Origin of the sequence: Actinomadura atramentaria DSM 43919 (assembly GCF_000381885.1) — a bacterium.
Classification (GTDB): domain Bacteria; phylum Actinomycetota; class Actinomycetes; order Streptosporangiales; family Streptosporangiaceae; genus Spirillospora; species Spirillospora atramentaria.
Map to the genome: position 1 here is coordinate 32,229 of NZ_KB907216.1, position 23,390 is coordinate 55,618.

16 protein-coding genes and 1 pseudogene are annotated in these 23,390 nt (G+C 74.0%); 1 reads left to right on the forward strand and 16 read right to left on the reverse strand.

Annotation, left to right across the window (positions count from 1 at the left end; genetic code table 11):
• Window positions 1-9: 9 nt before the first annotated feature.
• The 11 genes and pseudogenes from G339_RS0121220 to gatC all read right to left on the reverse strand — a co-directional run bounded on the left by G339_RS0121220 (window position 10) and on the right by gatC (window position 15,375).
• A complete protein-coding gene (locus G339_RS0121220) occupies window positions 10-2,754 on the reverse strand; it encodes an ABC transporter permease (protein WP_019633075.1) in 2,745 nt (914 codons plus the stop codon).
• Window positions 2,751-3,464 carry an ABC transporter ATP-binding protein gene (locus tag G339_RS0121225; RefSeq protein WP_019633076.1) on the reverse strand — a complete coding sequence of 238 codons (714 nt, stop codon included), beginning with the start codon at window positions 3,462-3,464 and terminating at the stop codon, window positions 2,751-2,753. Before G339_RS0121225 ends, G339_RS0121220 begins: the two co-directional genes overlap by 4 nt.
• Window positions 3,461-4,054: a PadR family transcriptional regulator gene (locus tag G339_RS0121230; protein ID WP_019633077.1), complete on the reverse strand. Its 594-nt coding sequence runs from the start codon at window positions 4,052-4,054 to the stop codon at window positions 3,461-3,463. The genes G339_RS0121225 and G339_RS0121230 overlap by 4 nt, the downstream gene beginning before the upstream one ends.
• A 131-nt stretch (window positions 4,055-4,185) precedes the next feature.
• A complete protein-coding gene (ilvC, locus tag G339_RS0121235) occupies window positions 4,186-5,169 on the reverse strand; it encodes a ketol-acid reductoisomerase (protein ID WP_019633078.1) in 984 nt (327 codons plus the stop codon).
• Between the two features lie 83 nt (window positions 5,170-5,252).
• A complete protein-coding gene (gene ilvN, locus G339_RS0121240; RefSeq protein WP_019633079.1) occupies window positions 5,253-5,777 on the reverse strand; it encodes an acetolactate synthase small subunit in 525 nt (174 codons plus the stop codon).
• A 5-nt stretch (window positions 5,778-5,782) separates the two neighbouring features.
• Window positions 5,783-7,528, reverse strand: a pseudogene (locus tag G339_RS0121245) (acetolactate synthase large subunit); the annotation flags it as partial.
• A gap of 266 nt (window positions 7,529-7,794) precedes the next feature.
• A complete protein-coding gene (locus G339_RS0121250; protein ID WP_019633081.1) occupies window positions 7,795-10,833 on the reverse strand; it encodes a putative bifunctional diguanylate cyclase/phosphodiesterase in 3,039 nt (1,012 codons plus the stop codon).
• A 385-nt stretch (window positions 10,834-11,218) separates the two neighbouring features.
• Window positions 11,219-11,989 carry a DUF4253 domain-containing protein gene (locus G339_RS0121255; RefSeq protein WP_026341650.1) on the reverse strand — a complete coding sequence of 257 codons (771 nt, stop codon included), beginning with the start codon at window positions 11,987-11,989 and terminating at the stop codon, window positions 11,219-11,221.
• Between the two features lie 73 nt (window positions 11,990-12,062).
• Window positions 12,063-13,547, reverse strand: coding sequence for an Asp-tRNA(Asn)/Glu-tRNA(Gln) amidotransferase subunit GatB (gene gatB / locus G339_RS0121260; protein WP_033323914.1), 1,485 nt, complete (start codon window positions 13,545-13,547; stop codon window positions 12,063-12,065).
• Between the two features lie 14 nt (window positions 13,548-13,561).
• The gene (gene gatA / locus G339_RS0121265; RefSeq protein ID WP_051107921.1) at window positions 13,562-15,025 is read right to left on the reverse strand and encodes an Asp-tRNA(Asn)/Glu-tRNA(Gln) amidotransferase subunit GatA; all 1,464 of its coding nucleotides are present in this window, start codon (window positions 15,023-15,025) and stop codon (window positions 13,562-13,564) included.
• Between the two features lie 50 nt (window positions 15,026-15,075).
• On the reverse strand, window positions 15,076-15,375 hold the full coding sequence (gene gatC, locus G339_RS0121270) for an Asp-tRNA(Asn)/Glu-tRNA(Gln) amidotransferase subunit GatC (RefSeq protein WP_019633085.1): 300 nt from the start codon (window positions 15,373-15,375) through the stop codon (window positions 15,076-15,078).
• Between the two features lie 219 nt (window positions 15,376-15,594).
• On the opposite strand from gatC, the gene G339_RS0121275 reads away from it, so the two are divergent.
• Window positions 15,595-15,852, forward strand: coding sequence for a DUF6458 family protein (locus G339_RS0121275; RefSeq protein WP_019633086.1), 258 nt, complete (start codon window positions 15,595-15,597; stop codon window positions 15,850-15,852).
• A 9-nt stretch (window positions 15,853-15,861) separates the two neighbouring features.
• Here G339_RS0121275 and G339_RS0121280 read toward each other — a convergent pair whose 3' ends face one another.
• The 5 genes from G339_RS0121280 to mnmA form a co-directional block, all read right to left on the reverse strand.
• Complete coding sequence (locus G339_RS0121280; protein WP_033323916.1) at window positions 15,862-17,958, reverse strand: putative bifunctional diguanylate cyclase/phosphodiesterase; 2,097 nt, start codon at window positions 17,956-17,958, stop codon at window positions 15,862-15,864.
• A 180-nt stretch (window positions 17,959-18,138) separates the two neighbouring features.
• Entirely contained in the window at window positions 18,139-20,319 is a 2,181-nt protein-coding gene (ligA, locus tag G339_RS0121285) for an NAD-dependent DNA ligase LigA (protein ID WP_019633088.1), read from the reverse strand.
• An 84-nt stretch (window positions 20,320-20,403) separates the two neighbouring features.
• On the reverse strand, window positions 20,404-21,417 hold the full coding sequence (locus G339_RS0121290; RefSeq protein WP_157407937.1) for a methionine synthase: 1,014 nt from the start codon (window positions 21,415-21,417) through the stop codon (window positions 20,404-20,406).
• Between the two features lie 21 nt (window positions 21,418-21,438).
• Window positions 21,439-22,257, reverse strand: coding sequence for an LLM class F420-dependent oxidoreductase (locus G339_RS0121295; protein ID WP_019633090.1), 819 nt, complete (start codon window positions 22,255-22,257; stop codon window positions 21,439-21,441).
• A 48-nt stretch (window positions 22,258-22,305) separates the two neighbouring features.
• Window positions 22,306-23,385, reverse strand: a complete 1,080-nt coding sequence (gene mnmA, locus G339_RS0121300; protein WP_019633091.1) for a tRNA 2-thiouridine(34) synthase MnmA — start codon at window positions 23,383-23,385, stop codon at window positions 22,306-22,308.
• Between the last annotated feature and the right edge of the window lie 5 nt (window positions 23,386-23,390).

A 23,390-nucleotide genomic window follows, 5' to 3' on the forward strand; every position in this document is an offset into this window, starting at 1 on the left:
GGCGGCGTGTCATCCCGTCGCGCGCCGGACGAGCGGCAGCCGGCCGCGCCCGAACAGCCCCGCGACGAGCGCCGCGACGGCGGGCACGACGACCACGACCGCGCCGAGCACCGTCCACGGGACGTCGATGATCGTCCCGTGGTGGCCCGCGCCGCCGGTCGTGTCGGCGGTGAGCGGGATCGCCACCGCCAGCCCGGGGACGAACCCGGCCGCGACGCCGAGCCAGCAGCCGAGCACGGCGACGAACGCCGCCTGCCCCATGAGCAGCAGCCGCCGGGTGCGCGGCTTCGCGCCGATCGCGGCGAGCGTCGCGAGGTCGGGCCGGGAGTCGGCGGCGGCGAGCCCGGTCGCGAGCAGTGAGCCGCCGAGCGCGAGCGCGGCGGCCGCGAGCGCCAGCAGGAGCAGGATTCGGCCGTTCCCGCCGGTGTAGCCGCGCTCGACGTACACCGAGCCGTCGTCCGCCGTACCGGCGATCCCCGCGACGCGCTCGGTGAGCCGTTCCTGCTCGTCGCGGGTCGTGCGGTGGTCGGCGCGGTCCACGCCGAACGCCGTCACCGTGACGGGCAGGCCGACGCGGCGGGCGACGGCGGGCGGGACGATCACCGCGACGTGCGGGTCCTCGGCGACGGCCAGCGCGGGCAGGCGGCGGACGGTCCGCAGCGTGTGCGGCATGTCGTTCCGGTACACCGAGACGGTCGCGGCGGTGGTCGTCTCGCCGGGCCGCGCCGCGTCGAACAGCACGACCTTCCCGGCGGTCAGCGCGGCGGCGATCCGCGGATCGTCGCGGCCGAGCAGCAGCCGGGCCTCGCGCGGCCCGCCGACGACCGTGTCCAGGACGATGGTGCGCTGCCCCTTGCGCTGTTTCACGGCGAAGGACACGAACGGGCATTCGGTCCCCGGGTGGCACTCCGAGCCCTCGCCCGGCAGGGTGCGCATCGGTGTGACCGGCGCGTCGGCCAACTCGCGGCCGATCGCGTCGCGCGTCGCGGCGACGCGCCCGTCCGGCACGCGGACCAGCGCCGACCCGTACGGGAGCTGCGGGCGGTACTCCCGGCGCTCCTGCGCGGCGTCGCTGGCCCCGCCGATGGCGAGCACCGTGATGCCCGCGACGGCCGCCGTGATCGCGGCGACGGCGGGCGCGGCGCGGCCCCGGTTGCGCGCGCCGTCGCGGACGGCGAGGCGCAGCGGGAGCGGGAGCGCCCCCGCGACGCGGCCCGCCAGCCCGACGAGCCACGGCGTGGCCAGCACGCAGCCGACGATGATCGCCGCCGCGCCGAGCGCGGGCGCGAGCTCGTGCAGCGGGCCGATCCCGCCGAGGCTCAGCGCGGTCCCGGCGGCGACGAGCACGCCACCGATGATCGGCCGGCCCGCGCGGGACCGCGCGCGGTCGCGGCGGCCCGCGAGCGCGGCGGCCACGTCGGTGCGCGCGGCCTGGAGCGCGGGGACGAGCGCGGCGAGCAGGCCGCTGACCGCGCCGAGCGCCGCCGTCAGCGCGACCGGGAGCCACGGGACGTCGAACGGGCCGAGCGGAGCGTGGTCCAGGACGTGCGTCCGCGCCGTCGCGGCGACCGCCGCGACCCCGATCCCGGCGGCGACGCCGAGCAGCGCGCCCGCCGTGCCGAGGACCGCGCCACCCGCGACGACCACCGCGCGCAGGTGGCCGGGCGTCCCGCCCGCCGCCGCGAGCAGCGCGAGGTCGCGGCGGCGGCGCTGCACGCCGACCGCGAAGGACGGCCCGGCGAGCAGCACGACCTCCAGGATGATCATCGCGACGGCGAGCGCGACGACGGCGAGATCGGAACCGCGTGTCCCACTGCCCGGAGGGTCGGGGAGCCCGGACGGCGGATGCAGCACCACCGCGCGGGACAGGACGGTGAACCCCGCCCCGTTCAGCGAGCGGACGTCGGCCCAGCTCACGTCGTGTCCGGCGGACAGCAGCCACTCCGTGCGGCCCTCCCGCCCGGCCGGGAACGCGCCGGGCGGCGCGACGGCGACCGGACCGGCCGCCCGCGGCAGCGACACGAACCCGGTCAGCCGCTTCGCCTCGCCCTTCGGACCGACCCGGACGGTCGAACCGATCCGGAAGCCGCGCTCCTCGAACTCGCGGCTGAGCGCGATCTCGTCCGACGCGACCGGCGCACGCCCGGCGGTGACCGAGGCCATGCCGCGCGTCAGCGGATCACGCAGATCGAGCTGCGTGAGATCGGCCCCGAGCACACCGCGCGGAGTCCGGACCTCGACCTGCCCTCCGGTGGTGACGGGAACGACCCGCGCCCCATCCCCGAACCTCCCGGCGACGACCCGCGCGACTTCGGCGTCACTCCACGGCCGGACATCACCGTCGCCTTCACCGCCTTCCGCACCACCGCCCGCTTCGCCGCCCGTCACCGCGACACCGCCCGTCGCGCCGCCGCGCGCGGCACCGCCGTTCGCACCGCCGGTCGCCGTGCCGCCGTTCGGCTCGGCGCCGGGAGCCGTGCCGTTCTGCTCGGTGTCGGCCGTGCGCTGGTAGCCGGTCGGGTCGACGGCCGAGAACTGCTCGATCGGGACGCGGTCGACGCCGCTCAGCCGCGCGTCCGCCGTGCCGAGGTTGTTCGGCAGCGACTCGCGCGGCGACCAGTCCGCCGTCCGCGCCAGGACGGCGAACGCGACGATCACCGTGACCGGCAGCGCGATCATCGCGAGGACGAGCAGCGTCCGTCCGGGGGACCGCGCGGCGTCGCGCCGGGCGATCCGCAGCGTCGCGCGGTTCACGCGGTCCCCTCCAGCAGCGACTCGGGCACGCTGCGCCCGGCGCTGTCGATGATCTCGCCGTCCCGCAGGAAGACGACCCGGTCGGCCCACGCCGCGTGCCGCGACTCGTGCGTCACCATCAGGCACGCGGCCCCCTCCGTGCAGCGGGAGCGCAGCAGCCGCATGACGTCCTCGCCGGTGCGGCTGTCGAGCGCTCCGGTCGGCTCGTCGGCCAGGACGAGCCGCCGGTCCCCCGCGAGGGCGCGGGCGATGGCGACGCGCTGCTGCTGGCCGCCGGACATGTCCTCGGGGAACCGCCCGGCGAGGTCGGCGAGCCCGAGGTCGGCGAGCGCGGACAGCGCCTCGCGGCGCGCCCGGCGCGCGCGGACGCCGTCCAGTTCGCGCGGGAGCATCACGTTCTCGACGGCGGTCAGGCTCGGAATCAGGTTGAGGTCCTGGAACACGTAGCCGATGCTGCGGCGGCGCAGCGCCGCGAGGCCCGCCCGCCGCAGCCCGCCGACGTCCACGCCTTCGACGACGACCGTGCCGGACGTCGGCGCGTCCAGTCCCCCGGCCAGCGTGAGGAGCGTCGACTTCCCCGACCCGGACGGCCCCATGACGGCGACGAACTCGCCCGGCCGCACCGCCAGCGAGACACCGCGCAGCGCGTGGACGAGCGATTGCCCGGCCCCGTGCTCCCGGGTGACGTCCCGCATCTCCAGGACGTTCACCGCTGCGCCTCCGCGCTCTCGGCGTCGTCGGCCGCGACCGGGGCCGCCGGCGGCGCGTCGACCGGCCGCACCCGCACCATGTACGCCTCGCAGTGGTCCAGCCAGCGGACCTCCGCCTCGGCCCGGAAGATCATGGATTCGAGGACGAGCCGCCAGGCGTGCTCCCCCGGTTCGACGGCGTCGTCCGGCGCGCCGGCCTTGAGCCGGGTGAGGTCCTGCAGCGACCGCAGCGTCGCGGCGCGCTGTGTCTGGACGACCGTCCGGACGTCCACGCCGGGCGTCGTGACGGCCAGCGCCATCTTGATCGCCAGCTCGTCGCGGGGCCGGTCGGCCCGGACGACCGGGGTGGCGAACCAGGCGCGCACGTCCTCCTCGCCGGCGGGGGTGATGCGGTAGACGAAGCGGCCCTCGTCGTCCGCGCCGACCCGGGTGATCAGCTCGTCCCGTTCGAGCCGGGCGAGCGTCGAGTACACCTGACCGATGTTGAGCGGCCATGTGGCTCCGGTGGAGGACTCGAACTCGGCGCGGAGCTGGTAGCCGTAGCGCGGTCCCTGGGAGAGCAGGGCCAGCAGGCCGTGACGTATGGACATGCCTACCAAGTATGCATACGCAGCATGCTCTAGGCAATACCGAGTATGCACCCCGCGCGTCCCCGGAAACGGCGACGGGCCCGCCGCCCCGGTCAGGGGACGGCGGGCCCGGCCGCGCGTGCGGGCGAACGTCAGTCGTTCAGCCAGCTCATCATCGGGCGGAGCGCGCCGCCCGTCTTCTCGATCGGGTGCTCGGCCAGCTCCTGGCGGAACTTGCCGAACTGCACCTGGCCGCCCTCGAACTCGGCCATCAGCTCCTTGGCGAACTCGCCGGACTGGATCTCGGCGAGGATCTTCTTCATCTCCGCCTTGGTCTCGGCGTTCACCACGCGCGGGCCGCGCGTGTAGCCGCCGAACTCGGCGGTGTCCGAGACGGACCAGAACATCTTCGACAGCCCGCCCTCGTAGATCAGGTCCACGATGAGCTTCATCTCGTGCAGGCACTCGAAGTAGGCGACCTCGGGCTGGTACCCGGCCTCGATCAGGACCTCGAACCCGGTCTTGATCAGCTCGGACACGCCGCCGCACAGCACGGCCTGCTCGCCGAACAGGTCGGTCTCGGTCTCCTCGGTGAACGTCGTCTTGATGCCGCCCGCGCGCAGGCCGCCGATGGCCTTGGCGTAGGCCAGCGCCAGCGGCCAGGCGTTGCCGGACGCGTCGGCCTCGACCGCCACGATCACCGGCACGCCGCGGCCCGCGGTGAACTGGCGGCGGACCAGGTGGCCCGGGCCCTTCGGCGCGACCATGCAGACGTCCACGCCCGCCGGGGGCTCGATGAGCCCGTAGCGGATGTTGAGCCCGTGGCCGAAGAACAGCGCGTCGCCCTCGACCAGGGCCGGCTTGATGTCCTTCTCGTAGATCCCGCGCTGGAGGTGGTCCGGCGCGAGGATCATGATCAGGTCGGCCTCCTCGGCGGCCTCGGCCGGGGTGAGGACGCGCAGGCCCTCCGCCTCGGCCTTCTCCCGGCTCTTGGAGCCCTCGGGGAGGCCGATGCGGACGTCCACGCCCGAGTCGCGCAGGGACAGCGCGTGCGCGTGCCCCTGGCTGCCGTACCCGATGACGGCGACGTGCTGGCCCTGGATGACGCTCAGGTCCGCGTCGTTGTCGTAGAACATCTCAGCCACTGTGCTGTTCTGCCTTTCCTGGTGTCAGTGACACGCGTTGTGTGTCGGTCGCGCGGGCCTCGCCCGCCGTCCGGTCAGGCGCTGCGCTCGATCGCGCGCAGCGAGCGGTCGGTGATCGACCGGGCGCCGCGGCCGATGGCCACCATGCCCGACTGGACCAGCTCCTTGATGCCGAACGGCTCCAGGATCCTGATCAGCGCGTCCAGTTTCTCGCGGTTGCCGGTCGCCTCGACGGTCACCGCGTCCGGCGCGACGTCGACGACCTTCGCCCGGAAGAGCTGGACGGTCTCCAGCACCTGCGAGCGCGTCTCGGCGTCCGCGCGGACCTTGATGAGCACGAGTTCGCGCTGCACCGACGTGCCCGGGTCCAGCTCGACGATCTTCAGGACGTTGACGAGCTTGTTGAGCTGCTTGGTGACCTGCTCCAGCGGCAGGCCCTCGACCTTCACCACGATCGTCATCCGGGAGATCTCCGGATGCTCGGTGGTGCCGACCGCCAGCGACTCGATGTTGAACCCGCGCCGGGCGAACAGGGCCGCGACCCGCGTGAGGATGCCGGGGGTGTTCTCCACCAGCACCGACAGGGTGTGCTGCGTCATCGCGGTCAGTCTCCGTTCTCCCACTCGGGGGCCATGTCGCGGGCGATCTTGATGTCGTCGTTGCCGGTGCCGGCCGCGACCATCGGCCAGACCATCGCGTCCGGGTGGACGACGAAGTCGATCACGACCGGGGTGTCGTTGATCTCCATCGCCTTGGCGATGACGGAGTCGACGTCCTCCGGCCGCTCGCACCGCAGCCCCACGCAACCGTACGCCTCGGCCAGCTTGACGAAGTCGGGGACCCGGTTGGTGTGCAGCTTGGTGTTGGAGTAGCGCCCCTCGTAGAACAGCGTCTGCCACTGCCGGACCATGCCGAGGTTGCCGTTGTTGATGATCGCGATCTTGACGGGGATGCCCTCCAGGACGCAGGTCGCCAGCTCCTGGTTGGTCATCTGGAAGCAGCCGTCGCCGTCGATCGCCCAGACCTGCGTGTCGGGCGCGCCGACCTTGGCGCCCATCGCCGCCGGGACGGCGTAGCCCATCGTCCCCGCGCCGCCGGAGTTCAGGAACGCTCCCGGCCGCTCGTACTTGATGAACTGCGCGGCCCACATCTGGTGCTGGCCGACGCCCGCGACGTAGTACGCCTCCGGCCCGACGAGCTGCCCGATCCGCTCGATGACGTGCTGCGGGGACAGCCCGTCCTCCGGCTCGTCGTAGCCGAGCGGGTACGTCTCGCGCCAGGCGTTGAGCTGCCGCCACCAGTCCTCGTAGTCGCCGGCGCGGCCCGCGTCGTGCTCGGCCTGCACCGCGACGATCAGGTCGGCGATGACCTCGCGCGCGTCCCCGACGATCGGGACGTCCGCGTGCCGGTTCTTGGAGATCTCGGCCGGGTCGATGTCGGCGTGGACGACCTTGGCGTGCGGCGCGAACCCGTCGAGCCGCCCGGTGACGCGGTCGTCGAACCGCGCGCCGATCGTGATCAGCAGGTCGGACCGCTGGAGCGCGCCGACGGCGCCGACCGAGCCGTGCATGCCGGGCATGCCCATGTGCTGCGGGTGGCTGTCGGGGAACGCTCCCTTGGCCATCAGCGTCGTGACGACCGGGACGCCGGTCAGCTCCGCGAGCACCTTCAGCTCCGCGGACGCGCCCGCCTTCAGGACGCCGCCGCCGACGTACAGCACCGGCCGCTTCGCCTCGGCGATGAGCCGTGCCGCCTCCCGGACCTGCTTGGAGTGCGGGCGGGTCACCGGACGGTACCCCGGCAGGTGCATCTGGACGGGCCACTCGAAGTCGAACGTGGCCTGCAGCGCGTCCTTGGCGATGTCGACCAGGACGGGCCCGGGACGGCCGGTCGAGGCGATGTGGAACGCCTCCGCGATCGTCCGGCCGATGTCGCGCGGGTCGGTGACGAGGAAGTTGTGCTTGGTGATCGGCATCGTGATGCCGGCGATGTCGGCCTCCTGGAACCCGTCGGTGCCGATCAGCGACGTGGCCACCTGGCCGGTGATCGCAACGATCGGGACGGAGTCCATGTAGGCGTCGGAGATCGGCGTGACCAGGTTCGTCGCGCCCGGGCCGCTGGTGGCCATGCAGACGCCGACCTTGCCGGTCACCATCGCGTAGCCCTGCGCCGCGTGCCCCGCGCCCTGCTCGTGCCGGACGAGGATGTGCCGCAGCTTCACCGAGTCGTAGAGCGGGTCGTAGGCCGGAAGGATGGCGCCGCCGGGAATGCCGAACACGGTGTCGACGCCGACGTTCTCCAGGGCGCGGACCAGCGCCTGGGCTCCCGTCATCTGTTCGGTCGTCATGTCCTTGGGTTTCCTTGGGGAGGGTGGGCCTTCGAACGCGGGGTTCGCGAGGTCGCACGGCCAACAAAAAACCCCCGCCGCCGGGTTGGCGGTCGAGGGGCGCGCGCAGGGGTGAAGACTTGATCAGCCTGCGCGCCGACCAAGTACTACGAGGATGTTGAGACTGCTCTGCACGTAGGCCACTTTCGCCGACTTCGCCGCGCTGGTCAAATCCGTGGACAGTTAATCCCAGTATGCGAGACAACATGACCCTTTGGTCATGATCGGGGTCAACCCGCGGAGAGCGCCGAACCCGCCTCGGAACCGGCCTCCGAACCGGCCTGGAGGCCCTCCGCGCCCAGCGGCGGCCCGGCCTCGATGTTCGTCCGGACCAGCGACTCCACGCGGCCCACCGCCATCGGCCGGGCCACCAGGTAGCCCTGCCCGCGCGGGCAGCCCATCGCCCGCAGCCGTTCGAGCTGCTCGGGCCGCTCGATGCCCTCCGCGACGACCGTCAGCCCGAGGTCGCGGCCCAGCCGCACGATCGTCTCGGTCAGCAGCGTCAGCGTCTCGTCCGAGCCCAGCCCCGCCACGAAGGACGGGTCGATCTTGATGATGTCCACCGGGAGCTGCCCGAGGTAGGCCAGCGACGCGTACCCGGTGCCGAAGTCGTCGATCGCCAGCCGGACGCCGAGGTCGCGCAGCGCCGACAGCCGCCGCACGTTCTGGCCCGCGTCCTCGACCAGGACCTCCTCGCGGACCTCCACCGTCAGCGCCTGCGGCGGCAGGCCCGTCTCGGCCAGCGCCCCGGCCACCGACTCGACGAACCGCGGGTCCGCGATCTGGCGGGCCGTGAAGTTCACCGACAGGCCGACCTCGAACGAGTCCTCCCGCCAGCGCGCCACCTCCCGGCAGGCGCGGCGCAGCACCCAGTCGCCGAGCGGGATCATCAGGCCCGACTCCTCGGCGGGCGCGATGAACTCCTCCGGCGGCACCGACTCGCTGCCGCGCCACCACCGCACGAGCGCCTCGACGCCCGTCACGCGCGACGTCGCCAGCTCGACCACCGGCTGGAACTCGACCGTGAACTGCTCGTCGGCCAGCGCGCGCTGCAGGTCGCTGCCCAGCTCCAGGCGGCGCACCACGTCGGTGTGCATGTGCGGGGCGAACACCTCGACGCGGCCGCCGCCGTGCTCCTTCGCCCGCGCCATCGCCAGGTCGCCGTTGCGGATCAGGTCGGCGGCGTCGGCGCGCAGGCCGCGGCCCCGCTCGGCGCGGCCGCCCGCGCGGCGGCCGGTCGCCCCGGCCTCGTCCGCGCCGCCGACGTCGCCCGCGAACGCGATGCCGACGCTCGCCGACAGCGCGATGTCCTTGCCGCCCACCCGGTACGGCTCCGCCGACAGCACGCGCAGCAGCCGCTCGGCCAGCTCCACCGCCGCCTGCGAGTCCGCGCCGCCCGCGCCGCCGTCCGGCGGGAGCTGCACCAGCACCGAGAACTCGTCGCCGCCCCAGCGCGCGACCGTGTCGTCGGCCTGGACGGTGCCGCGCAGCCGCCGCGCGGCCTGCGCGAGGACCTGGTCGCCCGCCGCGTGGCCCGCCGAGTCGTTGACGGCCGTGAACCCGTCGATGTCCACGAACAGCACCGCGACCTGGCCGTCGTCCGGACGGGACAGGACCTCGCGGGTGCGCTCCTCGAAGTACGCGCGGTTCGGCAGGCCGGTGAGCCCGTCGTGGAACGTCAGGTGCGCGACCTGGCGCTGCAGGGCGGCCTGCTCGCTCAGGTCGCGGGTCGTGATCAGCAGGGACGGCGCGCCGAGCCCGGCGTACCGCGACACCGCCGACTCGGTCGGCAGCCAGGTGCCGTCGGACGCGCGCACGCGGCACGCCAGCCGCAGCGAACCGGGCGGGACCTCGCCGTGGCCGCCCGCGGCGTCCTCGAACTCGGGCGCGTCCGCGTCCGGGTCGGCGGCGACGAACGCCAGGAACGCCGCGCGGACGCGCGGCAGGTCCTCCGGGTGGACGATCTCGTGCAGCGACCGGCCGACCAGTTCCTCGGGCGTGTACCGGTACGTCCGCAGCGCGCCGCCGCTCGCGTACCGGACGACGCCCTCGGTGTCGCAGATGACGACCGCGTCGTTGATCGACTCCGACAGCGCGCGGAAGTGGTCGTCGCCGGTGTCCACGGCGCGGCGCAGCGCGTCGTTCTCGCGCAGCAGGCCCGCGAGCCGCGCCAGCAGCACCAGCGTCGCCAGGCCCGCGACGATCGACACCACCGGCTCCAGCCCGTGGGACGCCGTCAGCGAGTGGCCCGCGACGAACAGGGCCGCCGCGGCGGCCGCGGCGGCGGGCGCGATGCCCGGCCCGATCATCCGGCCGGGGCGCGCGGGCCGGGCGTCCGGCTCGTCCGCGCGGTTCGTCCAGGGGACGAGCAGCAGCAGCGCGATGCCCGCGATGCGCAGGATGTCGGACGGGTCGTCGGCGGGCGCGCCGCCGCGCAGCCGCACCGCCGTCGTGACGATGTCGGCGGCGGCGAACGCGGCCAGCGCGCCGTAGCCCGTCCACGCCGTCCGGCGGCCGCCGCGCGCCGCACCCAGCACGAACGGCAGCGATCCGCACACCAGCACGATGTCGATGAGCGGGTACAGCAGTTCCAGCAGGAACGACGACGCCGACTCCCCCGACCGGTGGTACAGGTCGCCGAACAGCGCCACCCAGCCGAGCACGAACAGCGCGCTCGCGCACACGTACGTGTCGGCGACGTACCGCACCCACACGCCCGCGCCGCGCGGCAGCCGGATCGGGACGACCAGGCCCGTCACCAGCGAGACGACCGCGACCAGGTAGAACAGGTCCGGCACCGACAGCGACAGCGCGCTGCGGGACTGGACGGTCACCGAGATCGCGGACCCGGCCGCGCCGACGCACCACGCCGCCGCCGCGACGCCGAACCACCGCCACGACGTGCGGAGGCTCCGCGGCGTGTCGTCGGGGTCGGGGTCGCCGCGCCGCGGGATGCCGACGCGCAGGCCGCGCCGGAAGACGCCGACCGGCCCGAGACCGGGCGACAGCGGCGCCTCGACGGCGTCCGCGCCGTCCCGCTCGGACTCGGCCGGAGGCTCGGGGTCGTCGGACGGCGGCCCCGGGCGGCGGCGCGAGGCCAGCAGCAGCGCGGTCGCCGCCGCCCCGGCGGCGAAGACCTCCGCCCACGCCAGGAACGCCGCGCCGCCCCAGTTGAACGTCGAGCCGACCGCGTACAGGACGGCGACCACCACGACCAGTCCGACGGGCACCGCGCCGCGCGGAACCCGGTCGGGAAAGCCGCCGCTCATCGCGCCTCGTGTCCTCTCCTGCCCGATCGGGCGACGCCCCGCGCTCGGACGGGACGGGTGCTCGGAATTCATGGTCTGGGGCCGGCCCGGCGCTCGGACAACGCCCGGGACCGGGCGGATCGTGCCCGCCCCGGTCCGCGCCGGGCTCCGGCGGACCCGGTGCCGCCGGAGGTCGGATCAGCGACGTTGCTGCGGTGCGGGATCACCGTGATGCTCAATGTACGTTCCGTAGGTCACGGAGCGATTGAGGCTCAGCGTCCACCCGGCGACAAAGGACGCCGCGAGAACGCCCCAGACAGCGTCTCCCGGTCACAAAACCGCTGATGACGACCAACGAGCCCGGACACGCTCCGTGACCGGGGCGGGCGGCGGCCGCCCCCGGCGGTCAGTCCCACCAGAACGACCAGCAAGGCGCGCCCACCAGGTCGGCCGCGTACTCGTCGAGGGAGCCGACGCCCTGGTCCACGTTGTCGGGGCAGAAGATGTAGTGCTCGGCCGCGACCGCCCGCGCGTGCTCGATCGTCGTCGGCGGCGCGGCCACCGAGACCTCCAGCGTGTCGAACCCCACCTGCACGACGCGCGCGCCGAAGCGCTCCTCCCACGAGCGCACGACCGCCGCGATCTTCTCGGTGTCGTTGGTGTGGTTGCACGGCCCGTCCCAGCCGGACATCGCCAGCGCGTCCGCGCCCCGGTCCACGGGGACGAGGCCGACCCGCCGGGCCGTCCCGCCCGCCAGGATCGCGACGACCTCGACGGCCAGGGCGTCGGGGTCCTCGGTCACCACGCCCGGCGCGGCCAGCGCGCGCGGCGCGACGACGCCCTCGTCGCCGTCGTCCCAGGCGAGGTCGTCCAGCGCCGTCGCGGCGTCGAGGGCGTCGACCGCGTCGACCGGGGCGAAGCCCAGCTCGCCCGACAGCCACGGCCGCTCCTCCGCGTTGCGCAGGCCGGGCAGCAGCAGCGGGTACAGGCCCGTCTTCGCCCGCTCGTCGTACAGCCGCGTCCACAGCGCGGCGGCATCGGGCACCGGGTCCGCGGTGATCCACAGGACGGGGCGGCCCGCCCAGCGGGCGTCCGTCATGCCCTCGGCGGCGTCGACGACGCGACCGGGCGGAAGGGCGTCCGGGACGGGCGGGAAGGGGGGATGAATGACTGCCATGACGGCACGGTAGCGAGCGCCGGGGACATTACCGGCCGGTCCCGCGGCGCGCGCCGCGGGACCGGACCGCGCGTCAGGAGACGCCGAGGCGCTCCAGGATCAGCTCGCGGGCGCGGCCCGCGTCGGCCTGCCCCCGGCTGGCCTTCATGACCGCGCCGACGAGCGCGCCCGCCGCCGCGACCTTCCCGCCGCGCACCTTGTCGGCGACGGCGGCGTTGTCGGCGATGACCCGGTCCACGATGGCGGTCAGCGCGCCCTCGTCCGACACGATCCGGAGACCGCGCGCGGCGACGACCTCGTCCGGGCCGCCCTCGCCCGCCAGCACGCCCTCGAACACCTGCCGGGCGAGCTTGTCGTTCAGCTCGCGGGCCGCGACCATCTCCTGCACCCGCGCGACCTGCGCGGGCTCGATGGGCAGCTCGGCCAGCTCCACGCCCTTCTCGGTGGCGCGCCGCGACAGCTCGTTCATCCACCACTTGCGGGCCGCGCCCGCGTCCGCGCCCGCCGCGACCGTCTCCTCGATGAGGTCGAGCGCCCCGGCGTTGACGACGTCGCGCAGCTCCAGGTCCGACAGGCCCCACTCGCCCTGCACGCGGCGGCGGCGCGCGGCGGGCAGCTCCGGCAGCGTCGCCCGCAGCTCCTCGACCCACTCCCGCGACGGGGCCATCGGCACCAGGTCGGGCTCGGGGAAGTACCGGTAGTCCTGCGCCTCTTCCTTGCTGCGCCCGGACGTGGTCGTGCCGGTGTCCTCGTGGAAGTGGCGGGTCTCCTGCACGATCTTGCCGCCGCCGTCGAGCACGGCCGCCTGCCGCTCGATCTCCGACCGGACGGCCCGCTCCACCGACCGCAGCGAGTTGACGTTCTTGGTCTCGGTGCGGGTGCCCCACTCGCTCGCGCCGCGCGGCATCAGCGACACGTTGACGTCGCAGCGCAGCGAGCCCTGCTCCATCCGCACGTCGGAGACGCCGAGCGAGCGCACCAGCTCGCGCAGCTCGGTGACGTAGGCGCGCGCGACGAGCGGCGCCTTGTCCCCGGTCGCGGTGATCGGCTTGGTGACGATCTCGACCAGCGGGATGCCCGCCCGGTTGTAGTCCACCAGCGAGTGGTCCGCGCCGTGGATGCGGCCCGTCGCGCCGCCGACGTGCAGCGACTTGCCGGTGTCCTCCTCCATGTGGACGCGCTCGATCTCGACGCGGAAGACCTCCCCGTCGACCTCGACCTCCAGGTGGCCGTCGACGCACAGCGGCTCGTCGTACTGGGAGATCTGATAGTTCTTCGGCATGTCCGGGTAGAAGTAGTTCTTCCGGGCGAACCGGCACCACTCGACGATCTCGCAGTTCAGCGCGAGGCCGATCTTGATGATCCCCTCGATCGCCGCGCGGTTGGCGACCGGCAGCGACCCGGGCAGCCCCAGGCACACCGGGCACACCTGCGTGTTCGGCTCCGCGCCGAACTCCGTCGGGCAGCCGCAGAACATCTTGGACGCCGTGCCCAGCTCGATGTGGGTCTCCAGCCCGAGGACCGGCTCGAACCTCACCAGCGCCTCGTCGAACTTCATCACCGTGGGGGTGCTCACTTCGCGGCCTCCGCCAGCTCGGGGGCCTTGGCCAGCAGCGGGCCGCCCCAGCGGTCTTCCAGCGCCTTCTCGACCGCCGCGCCGACGCGGTACACGCGGTCGTCGCCGAGGGCGGGCGCCATGATCTGCAGGCCGACCGGCAGGCCGTCCTCGTCCGCCAGGCCGCACGGCACGGAGATCGCCGCGTTGCCCTGAAGGTTGGACGGGATGGTGCAGAGGTCGGCCAGGTACATCGCCATCGGGTCGTCGGCGCGCTCCCCGATCGGGAACGCGGTCGTCGGCGTCGTCGGCGAGACGAGCACGTCCACCCGCTCGAACGCGGCCTCGAAGTCGCGCGCGATCAGCGTGCGGACCTGCTGCGCCTTGCCGTAGTAGGCGTCGTAGTAGCCCGACGACAGCGCGTACGTGCCGAGCATGATCCGGCGCTTGACCTCCGGGCCGAAGCCCTGCGCGCGGGTCAGCGCCATGACCTCCTCGGCGCTGCGCGAGCCGTCGTCGCCGACGCGCAGTCCGAACCGCATCGCGTCGAACCGCGCCAGGTTCGAGGACGCCTCGGACGGCGCGATCAGGTAGTAGGCGGGCATCGCGTAGGTGAAGTGCGGGCACGACACCTCGACGACCTTCGCGCCCAGCGACTCCAGCAGCGCGACCGCCTCGGCGAACCGCGCCGACACGCCCGGCTGGTAGCCGTCGCCCGCGAACTCCTTGACGACGCCGACCGTCAGCCCGGCGACGTCCGCGCGCCGCGCCGCCTCCACCACCGGCGGGACCGGCCGGTCCACCGACGTGGAGTCCATCGGGTCGTGGCCGCTGAACGCCTCCTGCAGCAGCGCCGCGTCCAGCACGTTGCGCGCGAACGGGCCGGGGGTGTCCAGCGACGACGCGAACGCGATGAGCCCGTACCGCGACGACCCGCCGTAGGTCGGCTTCGCGCCGACGATGCCGGTCACGGCGGCGGGCTGGCGGATCGAGCCGCCGGTGTCGGTGCCGGTGGCCAGCGGCGCCTCGAACGCGGCGACCGCCGCCGAGGACCCGCCGGACGAGCCGCCCGGCACGCGCGCGGTGTCCCACGGGTTGCGGGTCACGTGGTAGGCGCTGTTCTCGGTGGACGAGCCCATCGCGAACTCGTCCATGTTCGTCTTGCCGAGGATGACCAGCCCCGCCGCGCGCAGCCGCGCCGTGACGGTGGCGTCGTAGGGCGGCCGCCAGCCCTCCAGGATCTTCGACCCGGCGGTCGTCGGCATGTCCCGCGTCGTGAAGACGTCCTTGTGCGCGACGGGCACGCCCGCCAGCGGGCCCAGCTCATCGCCCGCCGCGCGCCGCTCGTCGACCGCGCGGGCCTGCGCGAGGACGGTCTCGGGGTCGACGTGCAGGAACGCCCCGATCTCGCCGTCCACCGCGGCGACGCGGTCCAGGTGGGCCTGCGCCACCTCGACGGCGGACGCCTCGCCCGCCGCCATCAGCGCGCCGAGCTCCGCCGCGCCCTTCCCGACCAGCTCGTTCACGGCCGTCACGCCTCCTCGTCCAGAATCCGCGGAACCCGGAAGCGCTGCTCCTCCGCCGCCGGCGCGCCCGCGAGGGCCTGCCCGGGCGACAGCGACGGGCGCACCTCGTCGGGCCGGTACACGTTGGTCAGCGGCAGGGCGTGGGAGGTCGGCGGGATCTCCTCCGCCGCGACCTCCTGCACCCGCGCGACCGCGGAGATGATCTGGTCGAGCTGGGCGGCGAGACGCTGCAGTTCGTCCTCGCCGAGCGCCAGCCGGGACAGCCGGGCGAGGTGCGCGACCTCGTCACGGGTGATCGCGGACATGTGCAAACCGTTTCTGGAAGCGATGGGATTCGCGAGGTCAGAGGCTCGTATCGGCGCTCATGGACCCAATGTGTATCTGCTCAAACGTACACCTACTTAATTACTCCACGAGCGCTGTCGACCAACCACCCACGGGGTCCCTGAGCGGCGGCTTGTTTCATCCCGGAGGGGAGGGAACCACCCTTCGCGTACGTCTGCGGACGACGGAAGGAGTTCGCCGTGACCATCGGCGGCAGCATCGCATTGATCATCATCGGGGCGATCCTCGCCTACGCGGTCGACTACCAGTTCAGCGGCATCGACATCCGGCTGGTCGGCGTCATCCTCATGATCGGCGGCCTGATCGGGCTGGTCGTCGGGATCGTGCGGATCGCGACCGCGCGGCGGCGGGTCGTGGAGCGCCCGGCCGAGGTGCGGGAGCGGCGGTACTACCAGGACGTCCCCTCGGGCCGCCGCGAGTACCGCGACGACCTCTGACGCGGCGCGTCAGGCGGCGGGTTCGGGGGCCAGTCCGCGCTCGCGGCGGCGGCGCAGCCAGTCCGTCGCCGTCGCGGCGTCCATCGGGCGGCCGAAGTGGTAGCCCTGCGCGGCGTCGCAGCCGAGTTCGCGCAGCGCGCGGGCGGTCGCGTGGTCCTCGACGCCCTCGGCGACCGAGCGCAGCCCGAGCGTGCGGACCAGCTCCACGATCGAGCGGACGATCACCGCGTCGTCGGGCGAGCCGGTGAGCCGCCGCACGAACGAGGCGTCGATCTTGATCTCCTCGACCGGCAGCCGCCGCAGCCGCACCAGCGACGAGTAGCCGGTGCCGAAGTCGTCGAGGCTGAGCGGGATGCCCAGCTCCGCGAGCGCCCCGACCGTCTCGGACGCGTACGCGGGCTCGTTCATCAGGATGCGCTCGGTGATCTCCAGTTGCAGCGCGGCGGCGGGCAGGCCGTGGCGGCGCAGGCCCTTCTCGACGGCCTCGGTCAGGCCCGCGTCGAACAGGTCGCGGCCGGACGCGTTCACCGCGACCTGGACGGTCAGGTCCTCCCGCCACCACGCGGCGGCCTGCGCGAGCGCCGCCTGGATGACGTGCGCGGTGATCGACCGCATCAGATACGTCTGCTCGGCGACCGACAGGAAGCTCTCCGGGCCGAGCAGCCCCTGCTCGGGGTGCCGCCAGCGCAGCAGCGCCTCCATCCCGACGAGCTGGCCGTCCCGCAGCGAGACCTTCGGCTGGTAGAACAGCTCCAGCTCGTCCCGGTCGACCGCGCGGCGCAGCTCGCCGAGCATCCGCAGCCGCGCCGGGGAGTTGCGGTCCTGCTCGGGCGCGTACACCTCCACGCCGCTGCGGTTCTGCTTGGCGTGGTACATCGCGACGTCGGCGCGCTTCAGCAGCGGCTCGAAGTCCTGCGCGTGGTCGGGGAACAGCGCGATCCCGACGCTCCCGGCGAGGTCGAACATCATGCCCTCCAGCCGGACGGGCTCGCCGAGCGCCGCCCGCAGCCGCGCCGCGACCTCGCGGGCCGCCGCCTCGTCGCGGACGGACGGCAGCAGTACCGCGAACTCGTCCCCGCCGAGCCGCGCGACGAGGTCGCCGGGGCGGACGCTGTGGGTGAGGCGGTCCGCGACGAGCTGGAGCAGCCGGTCCCCCGTCGCGTGCCCGAGCGTGTCGTTGACCTCCTTGAAACGATCCAGGTCCAGCAGGAACAGCCCGGCGCGGCCCTCCGCCTCGGCCCGCCGCAGCACGCCGCGCCGGTCGCGGCGGCGGTCGGCGGCGCGGGCGCGGGCCAGCGCCTCCTCGGTGCGCAGCGTGAGGAGCTTGCGGTTGGGCAGGCCGGTCAGCACGTCGTGCAGCGCCTGGTGCTCGCGCCGGACGGACGCGGACGCATTCAGGTACACGGCGGTGAACGGCAGCACGATCAGCGGCAGGAACGCCGCCGACCGGTCCATCGCCGCGACGACGAGCGGCGCGAGGCCGAGCAGCGCGAGGTGGACGAGCACCTGGTACCCGAGGTCGCCGCGCAGCGCCCGCAGGAACGGCGCGCGCTCGTGCAGCGCGACGGCCGCCGCGACCAGCGCGTCGTTGCACACGAAGTAGACGGCGCCCGCGAGCGCGATGGCGAGCAGGTCCGCGCCGCCGGGCACCCACGTGTCGGTGGGCGTGCTCCGCGTCCCGAACGCCAGCAGCAGGAGCTGGGCGGCGCTGAGGCTGAGCGTGTACTGGGCGACGTTGAACGCGATCCGGTGCGGGGCGCTCCGCCGGAACACGCCGCACGCGACGAGCGCGACGGCGCGCAGCACGATCGCGGCGGGCAGCCCCGCGTACAGCAGCGCCGCGAACGAGAACGTCGTCGCGGTGCTCGCGCTGCTGTTCTCCGTCAGGCCCGGGGTGATGATGGGCCGCAGCTCCCCGAGCACGATGAGGCAGCCGAGCAGCCAGAACGCCGGGCTCGTCGCGAGCGCGTGGCACTGGTCGGCGGCGAGCCCGGCGAACGCGGCGGCGGCCGCGAGGGCGCCGAGCGCGATGACGGCCGCGAAGTAGGTCCACAGCGGTGAGCCCCGGCGCGGGGGCGTGTTCCGCGTGTTGTTCGGGTCCTTCATCACCATCTCGGGGGGTTCGGGGACCTTGTGATGACTCGGAGAGTACGACCTACGACCAACTTCGCGAAACCAATTGCGCACGTTCCGTTATGCCGCACCCCTGGGGCGTTCCGCAGAAAAGTTCCTCAGCGGTACGCTTAGGTAACTTTACGCTGGTCGGCCCCGGTTGACCGCGATCTGTCACTCTTCCGCGCGGATCGTGACCTTCGTGGCCGCATCCGGCCCATCATCGAGAAGGACACGGAACCCGGCCTCGTCGAGGACCGGCACGCCGAGCTTCACGGCCTTCTCGTACTTCGAGCCGGGACTGTCCCCGACGACGACGAAGCCGGTCTTCTTCGACACCGAGCCGCTGACCTTGCCGCCGAGGTTCTGCACCGCCTCCGTCGCCGAGTCGCGGCTGAACTCCTCCAGCGACCCGGTGATGACGACGCTGACGCCCGCCAGCGGGCGCGGCCCCGCCGCGTCCTCGTCGGCCATCCGCACGCCGGCCTCGGCCCACTTGCGGACGATCTCCCGGTGCCAGTCCACCTCGAACCACTGCTTGACGGACGCCGCGATCGTCGGCCCGACGCCCTCGACCGTCGCCAGCTCCTCCTCGGTCGCCGCGCGGATCGCGTCCATCGACCGCAGCTCGCGGGCGATGTCCTGCGCGGCCGACGGGCCCACGTGCCGGATCGACAGGGCGACCAGCACCCGCCACAGCGGCTGCCGCTTCGCCTTCTCCAGCTCCTCGAACAGCTTCTCGACGGTCTTCTTCGGCTCGCCCTCCTTGTTGGCGAAGAACGTGACGACCTTCTGCTCGCCGGTCTTCTCGTCGATCCGGGGCAGGCCCGTGCGCTGGTCGCGCACCAGCGACCGGATCGGCAGCAGTTCCTCGACCGTCAGATGGAACAGGTCGCCCTCATTGCGGACCGGCGGATTGCTCGGCTCCAGCGGCTGCGTCAGCGCGGTCGCCGCGACGTAGCCCAGCGCCTCGATGTCCAGCGCGTTGCGGCTCGCGACGAAGAACAGCCGCTCCCGGAGCTGCGCCGGGCAGAACTGCGCGTTCGGGCAGCGGATGTCGACGTCGCCCTCTTTCTGGTAGGCCAGCGTCGTCCCGCACTCGGGGCACTTGTCCGGCATCACGAACGGGCGCTCGGACCCGTCGCGCAGATCCGTCACGGGCGCGACGATCTCGGGGATCACGTCGCCCGCCTTGCGCAGCACGACCGTGTCGCCGATCAGGACGCCCTTGCGCTCGACCTCGCTCGCGTTGTGGAGCGTCGCGTAGGCGACCACCGACCCGGCGACCACGGTCGGCTCCATGACCCCGTACGGCGTGACCCGCCCGGTACGCCCCACGCCGACCTTGATGTCCAGGAGCTTGGTGTTGACCTCCTGCGGCGGGTACTTCCAGGCGATGGCCCAGCGCGGCGCGCGCGAGGTGGAACCGAGCCGCCGCTGTAGCGGGAACTGGTCGACCTTCACGACCACGCCGTCGATCTCGTAGGCGGGCTCGTCGCGGTGGTCGCCGTAATAGCCGATGTACTCGCGGACGGCGTCGAGGTCGGGCAGGACGCGGTACCGGTCGCTCACCGGCAGGCCCCAGCCGCGCATCATCTCGTACGCGCCGGACTGGCTCTCCGGCCGCGCGCCGCCCTCCCACCGGCCGAACCCGTGGACGAGCATCGACAGCGGCCGCTGCGCCGACACCCGCGGGTCCTTCTGCCGCAGCGACCCCGCCGCCGCGTTGCGCGGGTTCGCGAACGGCGCCAGCCCCGCCTCCGCCTGCAGCTCGTTGACCTTCCGGAACCCCTCGACGGGCAGGAACACCTCGCCGCGGACCTCCAGCACCGACGGCCAGCCCTCGCCCGTCAGCCGGTCGGGGACGGCGTCGATCGTGCGGACGTTGTTGGTGACGTCCTCGCCGGTGCGGCCGTCGCCGCGCGTCACCGCGCGCGTCAGCCGCCCGTCCTCGTACACCAGCGCGATGGCCAGCCCGTCGATCTTCAGTTCGCACAGGTAGGCGGCGACCTCGCCGACCTCCTTGAGGACGCGCTCGTCCCACGCCAGCAGCTCGTCGGCGTTGCGCGCGTTGTCCAGGCTCTGCATCCGCTCCAGGTGCGCCACCGTCGCGAACTCGGTGACGATCGGCGCGCCGACCCGCTGCGTCGGGGAGTCGGGCGTGACGAGCCCGGGGTGCTCGGCCTCCAGCGCCTGGATCTCGCGCATGAAGTCGTCGTACTCGGCGTCGCTCAGCGTGGGCCGGTCGAGGACGTAGTAGCGGTAGTTGGCCTCGTCGATCCGCTCGGCCAGCTCGGCGTGCCGCCGCGCGGCCGACGCCGGGACTCCCGTGGGAACACCGTCGCTCAAGGTCATGCCCCTATTGTGGCCGGTGGCAGTGACATTCCCACCCCGCCGGGCCGGGCCCGGCACCGGAATCGCGCGAACGCGTCCCGCCGGTCAGTCGGCGGCCTCGAACAGCATCCGGGCGGTGTCGCGGCAGCGCTTCAGCGCGTCCCGGACGTACCGGGGCGACGCGCCCGCGAGCCCGCACGCGGGAGTGACCACGACCTGTTCGGCGAGCCGCGCGGGCGGGAACCCGAGCCGCCGCCACAGCTCCCGGACGGGCCGCGCGGTCGCCGCGAGCGGCGGCAGCGCCGCGTCGGTCGCGGGCACCGCGCCGAGGAACAGGCCCACGCCCGCGTCGATGGCCTCCCCCACCGGGTCGTCGTCGCGTTCGGGGACGAGCGAGAGGTCCACCGAGATCGCGCCGAACCCCGCGCCGCGCAGCAGCGCGAACGGGACGTCGCGCGCGCAGCAGTGCGCGACGCCGAAGACGTCGCCCGCGCGCTCCAGCAGCCGCCGCAGCGTCTCCTGCGCGACCGGGGCCTCCACCGGGCGCAGCCGCGTCAGACCGCTCGCGGTCGGGACGGACCCGGCGAGGACGGCGGGCAGGCCGGGCTCGTCCACCTGCAGCAGGACCGTCGCGCGCGGCAGGCGCCGCCGGACCTCGGCGACGTGCCCCGCGACGCCCTCGGCCAGCGACTCGGCCAGGTCCCGGACCGCGCCGGGGTCGCGCAGCGTCCGCTGGCCGTTGCGCAGCTCGATCGCAGCCGCCAGCGTCCACGGGCCGCACACCTGGACCTTGAACGGGCCGTCGTGCCCGCCCGCCAGCTCCTCCAGCACGTCCAGGTCGCGGGCGAGGTGGTCGAGCGCGCGGCGCGTGTCGCGGCCCGGCCGGTCCGCGAACCGCCACCCGGACGGCTCGACGCGGACCGGCAGGTCCACCAGCAGTCCGGCGGTGCGGCCGACCAGGTCCGCGCCGACGCCGCGCGCCGGGAGCTCGGGCAGGTGCGGGAGTTCGGGGCACTCGCCGAGGACGACGCGCAGCGCCTCGGCGACGTCGGTGCCGGGGTAGGAGCCGACGCCGGTCGCGGTGCCGGGAGTCCACGGGAAGCTGGCCACGCGCTGGATACTAACGGGGCCGGACGGTGCTCAGAGCAGCCCGGCGAACGCGTCCAGATGCCGCGCGGTCTCGTCCGCCGGTGCCGTGGGCAGGCCGAACAGCACCTCGTCGACGCCCGCCGCCGCCAGCTCGTCCACCGCCTCGCGGCGCGGCGGGACGCCGAACACCGTCACCGGGACGCGGCGGCCCGCCCGGTCGCGCAGCTCGGCGATCCGCGCGGCGAGGTCGGCGGTGTTGCGGCCGTAGATCGGCATCCAGCCGTCGCCGAACTCCACGACGCGGTCGAACGTCGTCGGGCCCGCGCCGCCCACCAGGATCGGCGGGTGCGGGTCCTGGACGGGCTTGGGGTAGGAGAAGACCGGGTCGAAGTCGACGAACTCGCCGTGGAACTCGGCCTCGTCGCGCGTCCACAGCTCCTTCACCGCCAGGACGCGCTCGCGCAGCAGCCGCATCCGCGTGGCCGGGTCCGTGCCGTGGTTGCGCATCTCCTCGCGGTTCCAGCCCGCGCCGATCCCGAGGACCGCCCGGCCGCCCGAGACGACGTCCAGCGACGCGACCTCCTTGGCGAGCACGATCGGGTCGCGCTGGACGACCAGCGCGATGCCGGTCGCGACGCGCAGCCGCTCGGTCGCGGTCGCCGCCGCCGTCAGCACGACGAACGGGTCGAGCGTCCGGTAGTAGACGCGCGGCAGCTCGTCGCCGCCCGGCCACGGCGACTCGCGCTTCACCGGGATGTGCGTGTGCTCCGCGACGAACAGCGAGCCGAACCCACGCTCCTCCAGCGCCGCGCCGAGCGCGGCCGGGCCGATCCCCTCGTCGGTCACGAACGTGGACACACCGAACCGCATGCGGGTTCTCCTTCACCTGGTGGGGGCTCGCGCCGCGGGGGCGCGGGGTCAGGACGCGCGGACCCGGGTCGCGGCGGCGATCGTCGCGGACCCGAGCACCCGGTCGCCGTCGTACAGGACGGCGGTCTGGCCGGGCGCGACGCCGCGCGCCGGGGCGGCCAGCAGCAGCCGGAGCCCGTCCGGGCCCGGCTCGACCGTGCAGCCGTGGACCTCGCCGTGCGCGCGGAGTTGCACCGCGCAGCCGAACGGGCCGGCGGGCGCGTCCGCGAGCCACACCGGCGCGCCGGTGGTGATCTCGGTGACGTCCAGAGCCTCGCGCGGCCCGACCGTGACCGTGTTCGAGACCGGCGAAATCTCCAGCACGTACCGGGGCCGTCCGTCGGCGGCGGGCGTCCCGATCCGCAGGCCGCGCCGCTGCCCGATCGTGTACGCGTACGCGCCGTCGTGCTCGCCGACCGTCCGCCCGTCGGTGTCGACGATCGGGCCGGGGGCCGCGCCGAGCCGTTCGGCGAGGAACCCGCGGGTGTCCCCGTCCGCGATGAAGCAGATGTCGTGGCTGTCGGGCTTGGCGGCGACCCGCAGCCCGCGCCGCTCGGCCTCGGCGCGGATGTCGGCCTTGGTCGTGTCGCCCAGCGGGAACAGCGCGTGCGCCAATTGCTCGGACGTGCAGACCCCGAGGACGTACGACTGGTCCTTGGCCGAGTCCACCGCGCGGCGCAGGACGGTGCCGTCCAGCCGCGCGTAGTGGCCGGTGCAGACCGCGTCGAACCCGAGCGCGCGCGCCCGGTCGAGCAGCGCCGCGAACTTGATCTTCTCGTTGCAGCGCAGGCACGGGTTCGGGGTGCGGCCCGCCGCGTACTCGCTGACGAAGTCCTCGACGACGTCCTCGTGGAAGCGCTCGGCGAGGTCCCACACGTAGAACGGGATGCCGATGACGTCGGCGGCGCGGCGCGCGTCGCGGGCGTCCTCCAGCGTGCAGCAGCCGCGCGCGCCGGACCGGTAGGACTGGGGATTGCTGGACAGGGCCATGTGGACGCCGGTGACGTCGTGCCCCGCCTCGGCGGCGCGGGCGGCGGCCACCGCGGAGTCGACGCCGCCGGACATGGCGGCCAGTACGCGCAGAGTCATGACTC